Source organism: Aquimarina sp. (assembly GCF_977115655.1).
The window spans coordinates 38146-48187 of sequence record NZ_CDSBKO010000044.1 but is presented as its reverse complement, the minus strand read 5'-3'; the positions used below and the strand labels follow the sequence as shown (position 1 = coordinate 48187).

At 31.5% G+C, this 10042-nt stretch carries 9 protein-coding genes and 2 pseudogenes; 6 read left to right on the top strand and 5 right to left on the bottom strand.

What is annotated here, in order from left to right:
- The 5 genes and pseudogenes from ACZIYX_RS16955 to ACZIYX_RS16935 all read left to right on the top strand — a co-directional run.
- Positions 1-311 (top strand): annotated as a pseudogene (locus ACZIYX_RS16955) (ribonucleoside-diphosphate reductase subunit alpha); the annotation flags it as partial.
- A 197-nt stretch (positions 312-508) separates the two neighbouring features.
- Complete coding sequence (gene dgt, locus ACZIYX_RS16950; protein ID WP_462683442.1) at positions 509-1852, top strand: dGTP triphosphohydrolase; 1344 nt, start codon at positions 509-511, stop codon at positions 1850-1852.
- A 92-nt stretch (positions 1853-1944) separates the two neighbouring features.
- Positions 1945-2529 (top strand): TetR/AcrR family transcriptional regulator, encoded by a 585-nt coding sequence (locus tag ACZIYX_RS16945; RefSeq protein ID WP_462683439.1) that lies wholly within the window; start codon positions 1945-1947, stop codon positions 2527-2529.
- Between the two features lie 134 nt (positions 2530-2663).
- Positions 2664-3167, top strand: a complete 504-nt coding sequence (locus ACZIYX_RS16940; RefSeq protein WP_462683438.1) for a hypothetical protein — start codon at positions 2664-2666, stop codon at positions 3165-3167.
- 26 nt (positions 3168-3193) lie between these two features.
- The gene (locus ACZIYX_RS16935; protein WP_462683437.1) at positions 3194-3721 is read left to right on the top strand and encodes a hypothetical protein; all 528 of its coding nucleotides are present in this window, start codon (positions 3194-3196) and stop codon (positions 3719-3721) included.
- 39 nt (positions 3722-3760) lie between these two features.
- Here ACZIYX_RS16935 and ACZIYX_RS16930 read toward each other — a convergent pair whose 3' ends face one another.
- Positions 3761-4171: a lipocalin family protein gene (locus ACZIYX_RS16930; RefSeq protein ID WP_462683436.1), complete on the bottom strand. Its 411-nt coding sequence runs from the start codon at positions 4169-4171 to the stop codon at positions 3761-3763.
- Positions 4172-4317: 146 nt separating this feature from the next.
- Here ACZIYX_RS16930 and ACZIYX_RS16925 point away from each other — a divergent pair.
- Positions 4318-4918: pseudogene (locus tag ACZIYX_RS16925) on the top strand (IS982 family transposase); the annotation flags it as partial.
- Positions 4919-5412: 494 nt separating this feature from the next.
- Here the strand turns inward: ACZIYX_RS16925 and ACZIYX_RS16920 are convergent.
- The 4 genes from ACZIYX_RS16920 to ACZIYX_RS16905 all read right to left on the bottom strand — a co-directional run bounded on the left by ACZIYX_RS16920 (position 5413) and on the right by ACZIYX_RS16905 (position 10007).
- Positions 5413-6300: a lipocalin-like domain-containing protein gene (locus ACZIYX_RS16920; RefSeq protein ID WP_462683435.1), complete on the bottom strand. Its 888-nt coding sequence runs from the start codon at positions 6298-6300 to the stop codon at positions 5413-5415.
- Between the two features lie 442 nt (positions 6301-6742).
- A complete protein-coding gene (locus ACZIYX_RS16915; RefSeq protein WP_462683434.1) occupies positions 6743-7192 on the bottom strand; it encodes a lipocalin-like domain-containing protein in 450 nt (149 codons plus the stop codon).
- 76 nt (positions 7193-7268) lie between these two features.
- Positions 7269-9041, bottom strand: coding sequence for a 1-deoxy-D-xylulose-5-phosphate synthase (locus tag ACZIYX_RS16910; protein WP_462683433.1), 1773 nt, complete (start codon positions 9039-9041; stop codon positions 7269-7271).
- Between the two features lie 39 nt (positions 9042-9080).
- The gene (locus ACZIYX_RS16905; RefSeq protein WP_462683432.1) at positions 9081-10007 is read right to left on the bottom strand and encodes an energy transducer TonB; all 927 of its coding nucleotides are present in this window, start codon (positions 10005-10007) and stop codon (positions 9081-9083) included.
- Positions 10008-10042 lie beyond the last annotated feature (35 nt).

Genomic DNA, 10042 nt, shown 5'->3' with positions numbered 1-10042 from the left:
TGGCAAAACTAACCTCGATGCATTTTTATGCATGGAAAAGCGGTTTAAAAACAGGAATGTACTATTTAAGAACAAAATCTGCCGTAGATGCCATTAAATTTACACTTAAAAGTGAAAATAAAGAAGCACCACAGCCAGAAAAAGTAGCTGTAGCCGCTGCGCAAGTTATGGAAGCTCAAGCTGTTAAAGCAGAGCCAAAACCAGAACCTGTTGCAGTAGAAGGAACTGCGCTTACTCCAGAAGAACTTCGTGCAATTATAGCACAATCTAAAGAAGCGCAAGGAGATGATTGTTTAATGTGTGGGTCTTAGACCTCGGTTTATATAAGGTAAAAGGGGAAGTTTTCTTTACAGATGCTTCCCTTTTTTATTATTTTTGGACGAATTCTCGAAATAAATCGAGAGTTGGTTATTATACCAATATGACAGTGTTTTTTTTATAAATCCAAGGGGAGCATAAAATAATCACTGTTTTTATTCTTTTGCGCAAATTGTAAATATACATTATGATGAACTGGGAGCAACTCCTGTCCTTAAAGCGACAAGGAGATAAAAATAAGAGATTACGTAAAGAGCAAGATGAGACCCGATTAGGTTTTGAAGTAGATTATGATCGTATAATATTCTCCTCGGCATTCAGGAGCTTACAAGATAAAACACAAGTTATTCCCCTATCCAAAACTAGTTTTGTGCATACCCGATTAACTCATAGTCTGGAGGTTTCTGTGGTGGGACGTTCTTTGGGCAGAGTAGTAGGAAAACAAATTTTGGAAAAACACCCGCATCTGGCAGCAGTTTATGGATATAAGTTTAATGATTTTGGAGCTATAGTAGCTGCAGCGGCATTAGCACACGATATAGGAAACCCCCCTTTTGGACACTCTGGAGAAAAAGCCATAGGAGAGTATTTTAAAACAGGTAGAGGTAACCGGTATAAAGAACAATTAACAGCAAAACAGTATCAAGATTTAATTGATTTTGAAGGAAACGCCAACGGGTTTAAAATCCTTACTGAATCCCGAAAAGGAATCGAAGGAGGTCTGCGATTATCTTATGCTACACTAGGAGCTTTTATGAAATACCCAAAAGAGTCCTTACCCAAAAAACCAACAAAACATATAGCACATAAAAAATTTGGGTATTTTCAAAATGATATTTCTTTTTTTAAAGAAGTAGCAGAAGAAGTTGGATTGTTATCATATAAAATAGGGAATGAGTATACTTATAGCCGACATCCATTAACCTTTTTGGTAGAAGCGGCAGATGATATATGTTATACTATTATTGATTTTGAAGACGGGATTAATCTGGGATGGATCGAAGAGGAGTATGCTCTCGAATATTTGATTAAACTGGTTAAAGACTCTATCAATACCTCAAAATATAATAATTTGGTTACTACAGCAGATAGGCTGAGTTATCTTAGATCTTTGGCTATAAATACGTTAATACAAGAAGCAGCAAGTGTTTTTATCGCAAATGAAAAAGAAATATTATCAGGTACTTTTAATATTGCATTAATAGATAAAAGTAAATACGAAGCACAGATTAATGATATTATCAAAATAAGTATCGATAAGATTTATCAAAGTAAAGAAGTTACCGAAAAAGAAATTGCAGGATATGAGATTCTTGCAACTCTTTTGGATAGATATTGTGTAGCTACAGATAATTTTAATGAGGATATAAGCTCTAATTATGATAAGTTAATTCTTAGGGCAGAAGGAAGTAATTTTGATTATAAAAATGAAGATTTATATACCCGCCTTATTGGTATATGTAATTATGTAGCGAGCTTAACAGATGGCAATGCACTACTAAAATTTCAAAAAATACGAGGGTTACAGATATAAAAGATTACATCTCTGGTTTTGTAAAAGCCGATCAAATACCAATTGGTATTTGATCGGCTTTTTTTATTATATTTGTATAAATCAAATTGAAGATGGAGACCACCTCAGAGTATATTCTTGAAAAAGTATCACCAATTTTTAATAAAAAAGGATATGTAGGAACAACTCTTTCTGATATTACCAAAGCAACAAATCTAACAAAAGGAGCACTATATTGTAATTTTAAAAATAAAGAAGAGTTAGCATTGCAATCTTTTAAATTAAATGTAAGAAAAGCAATATGGCCTTTACAAATTGAATTAGAGAAAGAAACGAATACAATTAAGAAATTATCTGTATTAACAAATTATTACCGCAACTATTTTTATTTGGCAAAAAAAATAGGAGGTTGCCCTGTTTTAAATGTTGGAGTAGATGCCAAATATAACAACCCGAGATTATGGGATGCTTCCAAAAAAGTAGTGGAAAGGTTAATTTCTGGATTGGCAACAATAATTGAAGACGGAATTGAAAATAAAGAAATACGAAGTAATATAGATGCAAAAGTCTATGCTCAGAATTTTTTTGCGATCATAGAAGGAGGTATTTTTATGGCTCTTTTACAAGATGATGTAATTTGCCTGAATAATGTTTTAGATGTAATTGATGCTATTGTTGTAAATACGCTTAAAGCTTAATTTTTTTTGCTCAAACAAATACCAATCGGTATTTGTTTGGGCAAAAAAACAGATAGATGCTAAGGAATCATAAGAGTAGGATATCTTTTTTTATCATTATTTGAACACTATTTTTTTAATTTATATGCTAAAAAATGAAAGTAATAAATATACATGAAAGAATTATTAGCCAACCCAAGGCAAGGTTAGAAGAGTTGTTAGAAACTCTGTCTTCAAAAAACGATATGGTTTTGGCAACAAACAAGTGGTCTCCAATGATCTTGGATAAAGGGCTTCAAGTTGGATCAAAAGGAGGTCATGGTCCAATAGGGTATAATGTTCAAAAATATGAAAAAGGAAAATGTATTAAATTTAAGTTCACCAAACCCAAAGGATTTGATGGTTTTCACGAATTTAAAATAATAGAAATAGATAAAAACATCACAAAAATCAAACATATAATTAATATGAATGTTGATGGTTTTGCTTATTTAAAATGGATAATTGCTATTAGATGGCTGCATGATTGTTACATAGAAGACGCTTTTGATAAGGTAGAAAATCATTTTACATTGCATAATAAGGAAAGCACTTGGAGTATTTGGGTGAAAATTTTAAGAATGATATTAAAACCCAAGAAAAAAAAACTAACATTTTAAAATTAACAACATAATAAAAACTATAAATGAGATTAATTATTTTACAATCTATTGTATGTAATTTTTATGTGTATACTCAAGGAACCAATGGGAAATATTTTTTTCCTCAGGTGTTTTTTGATGAAGAAGATGCTAAAAATCGTTTACAAGAGGGCAATTCTACTATACGAGGAGTCTTGTTTCATGCAGAAGGTTCTATTATTACCAAAACAAAATATTATGGAAAAAAGCAAACAGTAGTTTTGTTTCCGTATACCAGCTATTTTTCAGAATGGTATAATCTCAAATATCAAAACCCCAGAGCGAATATTATTTTGCGCCCGGAAGTGTTTAGATATAGGCTAGAGGCCCAAACAGATGAGTATGGTAACTTTACTTTTAATAAAATGAAACCCGGTAAATATTATCTGGAATCTTCTATTGATTATATAGCCACAGGTGTTGGTCACGAAAGAGTAGCGACTATATATTATAATGCATATTGGTCTCAACCAATTTATGAATCTTATTATTATAACTATGATGTAACTAAGATAGCCAACAAAAGGTACTAAGATACAAAGTGGTGTGTTATAGATGTTAAAATACAATCCTTATTTCTTTTTGTATTTTTCTGTTATTTCATCAAAAGTTAAAGTAAGCTCATCATTTAAGATGTTAAACTTTGAAGTGTTTATTGTGTTTTCCCCATTTTCAATAAAATTAAGGGTTAATTGATTACCAGACTCTAACCATGAACCAGCAAATTCACCATCACTTACACAGTTACTGGATATTTCAACAAAAGTTTTTTCTGTATAGGTATTGTCAGATTTGAATTCTATAGTAGATGTTTTTTCGCAATTATCTAGAGTATTGGGAGAGGTGTTGTTATTTTCCTTTCTATAAGTAAGTTCCCAGACACCGATTAAATTAGACGTTTCTTCCTTTGATGTGTCATCGTCTTTATTACAGGCTATAAAAATAGTAGCAAAGACAAGAATAAGTAGATTTAGTTTTTTCATAATAATAAAGGTATTAAGGATAAAATTTCAGGAAAACATTTATAACCTGAGTCGATTAATATTTAGCGGGTTTTTAACAGCAAAAAAGATAAATTTTTAGTAAATTAAAGTACTGAATTTCAATTTTTTAATCTAAAAACCTATCTGTGATACTGCACTTTAAAATTACAGAAATATTTTGTGTTATTAACGAATTTTGTAAGGAATATGACCAAATAGCTGATAAGTCACTGCTTGGCAACCCAGCAAAACGCCCATCAGTAATATCTATGAGCGAAATTATAACTATTACAGTATTTTTTATCTGGGAGATTTAGAACTTTTAAACACTTCTATATCTACTATGTCCAAGAACACATGAAAGAGGAATTTTCTAAAACAATTTCCTATAATAGATTCACAGAACTGAAGTAAAGAAACCTGATGCCTATGACTCTGTTTTTGAAGACTTGCCGTTTGGGGGATTGTACCGGGATTTCTTTTGTAGATTCAACCCCTATCAGAGTTTACAAAAACAAACGTATTAAACGTAATAAAGTATTTAAAGGGATAGCCAATATAGGGAAGTCTACAATGGGATGGTTTTACGGGTTCAAGCTTCATATTATTATCATTAATGATAAAGGTGATATCCTGAATTTTACTATTACACAGGCTAGTGAAGATGATAGAGCTCCATTAAAACAAGAACGGTTTTTAGATAAAATATTCAGAAAACTATTTTCCCATAAAGGATATTTGGGGAGATTGAAAATAAATTAGTTCTCATTTCTAGTAATGTTAACTAGAAGAGTACTATGGATTAAACAGAAAATTATTCTGTTTAAAAGGACTCCGGGTCAAGTAATACCAATTATACTTTGGATTTACCGTAAAAGAAAGTAATGATTTTTTTCTTTTTATGAATTAGAAAATTAAAGCATAGTCTTAGTTACGGTTTCATTTTATGATGAAATAGAAAGGGAAAAAGGGTGTTTTATTGCGGTAAACTTAAAATGTAAATGGTATAATTACTGAAATTTCAGAAAATAGGAGGTTTGCAGATATAACAAAAACGAGGCTGTCTAAAAAGTAATTTTTGATAAAATTAAGCTGAATTATTTGTAGTATTTTCTAAAAAAAACTTTATTTCTTTCAGTAAAACCTTCTTTTAGAGTCGGTTTTTTGAAGTATTCATAATAAAAAAAGAGGGTGTCTGACTTTTTAGACACCCTCGTTTTTATTGGATAAAGAAAAGTGACTTATATTTTTTTGTAAGTATCTACATAAATATTTTTTGTAACAGTGCCATTTTGATTTATATCCTCTCTTGCAAATTCAATTTTTAAAGTAGTAGAATTTATTTCCAGAACGGTATATGTTTCAGGAACATCTGAACTATAGGTCGTGGTAAGTTGGTTGCCATTTAGATTCCAGTCAAATACAGATTCCCTATCCAGCTTACAAGTGTTTGTAGTTTGTCCATTGATAGTGGTTGTGTTAGTGAAAAAAGCAGCACTTTTTCCTTTGTGATCAGCGCTAAACTCCATAGTATCCATCAAATCACATTTATCTGATTCCAATAAGACTCCGTTTTCTGTAGAACTTAGATAATACCATTTTCCTATTAGCTTAGTTTCGTTTATGTTAGCAGATGTACTTGGTTCAATATCAGGTTTTCCGACATAGGTAAATGTTTCAATATAAACTGAAGTCTTTTCATTACCCTGATCGTCTTTGTAAGTTTCCTTTGATTCAAGTTTTAATATGGTTTTACTTAACTCTATTATTGTGTAAAAGTCTTCGTAATTCCTATTAGCATTTCCTAAAATAGAAGTAGAAAATTTGTTGCCAGATAGTTCCCAAGTGTAATCTGTACTCGTATAAGATTTACATACCCCATTGTTTTCAACATTCTCAATAAATATTGCTAATTTATTTCCATCCTCTGCTATAGAAAATTGTGAAATATCTTTATCCTCACAAGTATCTAATTTAATTTCTTTCCCATCTTCTTCAATTTTAGTTAATTGCCATTTGCCGATAAGATTTGTTTCTGTAATTTCAACTGTGTCAGAAGCATCGTCATCTTTTGAACAAGAAATAAAAATTGTAGCGACAAGTAGGATAAATAGGCTTAGTTTTTTCATAATAGTATTGATTTATATTTTGTTTATATATCGTTTATGTTTTGTTTCGATAAAATGTTACTCTTAATTTTGATAATTTTATATAAAAAATTCAATCCCTAATTAAGGATTTGATTCTCTGCAGATTAACTAGAAAAATATTTTAGGAAACATACCTTGTGAGCTTGCCCCAAGGTTATGGATTAAAAACTTGTTTTCGATTTTCTTTGTAGAAAGATTAATAACAAAAAAAGGTGCTATATTTTTCAGGCGCCTTCAAAATTATATTTTAGATAAGGTTATACCAGTTCTGATTTAAAAATACTCAAATAAAATACAGGTATTTTTTGTTTAGGCAAAAAAGAAAATGCAAGCATAGTCAAGGCTATGATTAAATTTTATTTTGAAGCATAAACTAAAAAGAGCAAATTTTAGGGGGTAATTTTAAATCAGAAATGGTATTTTATATTCTTTTGTAAGTATATGTATCTATGTACTTTTCTCCTCCATCTTCACCAGAAAATTGAATTTTTAAAATAGAAGAATTTATTTCCAGAATGGTAGATGTCTCAGAATCCTCTGATGGTCCAAATGATTTTGTAAGTTGATCTCCAGCTAAACTCCAGCTAAACAAAGAATCACCATCTATTTCACAGGTAGTTGTAGTTTGTCCGTTAGTAGTAGTTGTATTAGTGTAAAAAGTGTTGTTTTTTCCTTTGTGATCAGCACTAAACTCGATAGTATCCATTAAATCGCATTCATCTGGTTGATCGGCAACGCCGTTTTCTGTAGAGCCTGTATATTGCCATTTTCCAATAAGATTTGCTTCAGTAATGCTGTTGTTATCATCGTCACTGGTGCAAGAGGCAAGGATTGTAGAAATAAATAGGATAAGTAAAAATAGTTTTTTCATGATTATGATTTTGTAGGTTATTTTTCCGCAAAAAAACTACTTTAAAACCTTATGTCAAAATACTTCTTAAATAACTTTATGAATATAATTCTTGCTGAATTACTTTTAAAATTCCTTCTGTAGAAATACCACAGATATTATGTAATTCATTAACTGTACCATGATGGATAAAGATATCGGGTATGCCTAAGATTATGATTTTGCTCTTAAAATGATGTTGATTGGCATATTCAATAACAGAACTTCCAAAACCACCTTTGATAACTCCATCCTCTACAGTGATAATTGTTGAGTATTGTTGTAGTATTTGTTTTAGAGCGGTAGTGTCTAATGGTTTGATAAAACAAAAATGATAATGCCCTATTTCTTCTTCTATTTGTTTTAATGCATAGGTAACATCATGAGCAATAGTACCAGTAGAAAGTACAGCAATTTTAGATCCTGTTTTTAAAGAGGCAGCTTTTCCTAGTTCAATTTTTTTCATTGGCACTTCCCAATCAACAATATGGCCTCTGCCTCTTGGGTATCGTATGGCAATAGGATAATCTAAGCCTAAAGATGCAGTATATAACAAGTGCCTTAATTCGATTTCATCGATAGGTGCAGCAATGCTAATGTTTGGAATACAATTTAAGTAGGCTATATCAAAAACACCATGATGTGTAGCACCGTCTTCTCCTACCAAACCAGCTCGATCTATGCAAAAAATCACAGGTAGATTTTGTAAAGCTACATCGTGAATTACCTGATCGTAGGCACGTTGTAAAAAAGTAGAATAAATAGTACAAAAAGGAATCAGTCCTTGTGTCGCCATTCCTGCAGCCAGAGTTACCGCGTGTTGTTCTGCTATCCCTACATCAAATGCCCGGTCCGGCATTTCTTGCATCATATATTTTAGAGAACTCCCCGTAGGCATTGCCGGGGTAATACCTACGATCTTTTTGTTTTTTCTTGCTAACTCTAAAATAGTATATCCAAAAACATCTTGAAATTTAGCAGGCAGACCTGTGTTATCTTTAGAGATTAAATCTCCTGTAGCAGCATCAAATTTACCAGGTGCATGGTACTTTACCTGATTTTCTTCTGCTTGTTTTAATCCTTTCCCTTTAGTGGTGATAATATGCAAAAGCTTGGGGCCTTTAATAGATTTTAAATTCTCTAATGTGTTAAGTAACATTGGTAAATCATGACCATCAACAGGGCCAAAATAGTTAAAATTTAAAGCCTCTATAATGTTGTTGGTTCTGGGTTTAACCCCAACTTTGGCTTTGGTTAGGTATTCTTTAAGTGCTCCAACACTTGGATCGATCCCTATTGCATTGTCATTAAGAATAACGAGCATATTTGCATCAGTTACCCCGGCATGGTTAAGTCCTTCAAAAGCCATTCCACTAGCGATAGAAGCATCTCCTATTACAGCAATGTGTTGCTTTTGTAAATCCCCTTTTAGTTTAGAGGCAAGTGCCATGCCTAATATTGCAGATATAGAAGTTGAAGAGTGTCCTACACCAAAAGTATCGTATTTACTTTCTTCTCTTTTAGGAAACCCACTTATACCATTTAGCTGGCGATTGGTATGAAATATATCTTTTCTTCCGGTAAGGATTTTATGAGGATATGCCTGATGTCCTACATCCCAAACCAAAAGATCATTAGGAGTATCAAAAATATAATGAAGTGCAATAGTGAGTTCTATAACGCCAAGACTTGCACCAAGATGCCCCTCTTTGGTAGCAACAATATTAATTACAAAATCCCGAAGCTCCTTTGCTAGCTCAAGTAATTGATCCGGAGATAATTCTCTAAGATCCGAGGGGTATTGGATGTTGGATAATAACTTGTTTTGCATTCAAAATTAATTGATACACAAAATTACAACTTTAAAATATTATTCTTCTATTTTAAATACTATTGGTAGACTGTAAATTGTTCTTACAGGTTTACCGTTATATATTCCCGGAATTAGTTTTGGTATTTTTTGAATTACTTCTTTGGCTTCTCTTTCAAGTTCAGTATGGGGAGCTCTTACTTTTATGTCTTTAATTATTCCTTCTTTATCAATTTCATACTGTACATAGATTCTTTGCATCCCTCGTAGCCCAATATCTTTTCCTATTTGAGTATTAAAATGTTTAGAAACAATTTTTTTTATTTGTTTAAAATAATTTTCTGATGTTCTTTTCTCTTTTTTAGTTCCACTTAACGCAGGAAATGTGTCAAGCAGATGTGCAGGAACAGGGTTATTAAAGTTTGTTATTTTATTTGAAGTAAACAGATTACCCATTACAATTTCACCATCAACCTCAATTTCTTCAATAGGCTCAAAAATTTCTAGTTTTTCAGGAGGAGTTTCTGTTTTCTTTTTTGTGTTACAAACAGGTGTATTTCTGCTACATTTTTTTTGTGGGCTATTGGGGCGAATAATAACATCTTTCTTTGAATTTATGGTTTCTTTTATTTCTATGGTTTCAATTTTTTGTTGTTTTCCTTCATGATTCGTGCAGTTAACCAAAGTGGTTCCCATAGCAATTAGTAGTGCTAATAAAAATGACCTTCTAAAAGTATGTTTAGTTTTTATGATTTGAATCGGAATTGAAATGTGTATAGTATCTAGTTGTGTTTTTTTAAAATGACCACATATCTTTTGGTGTTGTTTGTTCCTAAGAAATTCGTGTATTTGTATAGAGGACATTTTTGTAAAGTCAACTACTGTTTTTGCGCAAGAATTACAAAACCTGCCTTTCTCTGAAGGGTTCATGGTATTCCAATCTTCATGACAAGGTTTTGGAATGGATATTTTGTAGAATTTTTCCATAAATCAAAAGTTAGTTTTTATTGATAATCAAGTTT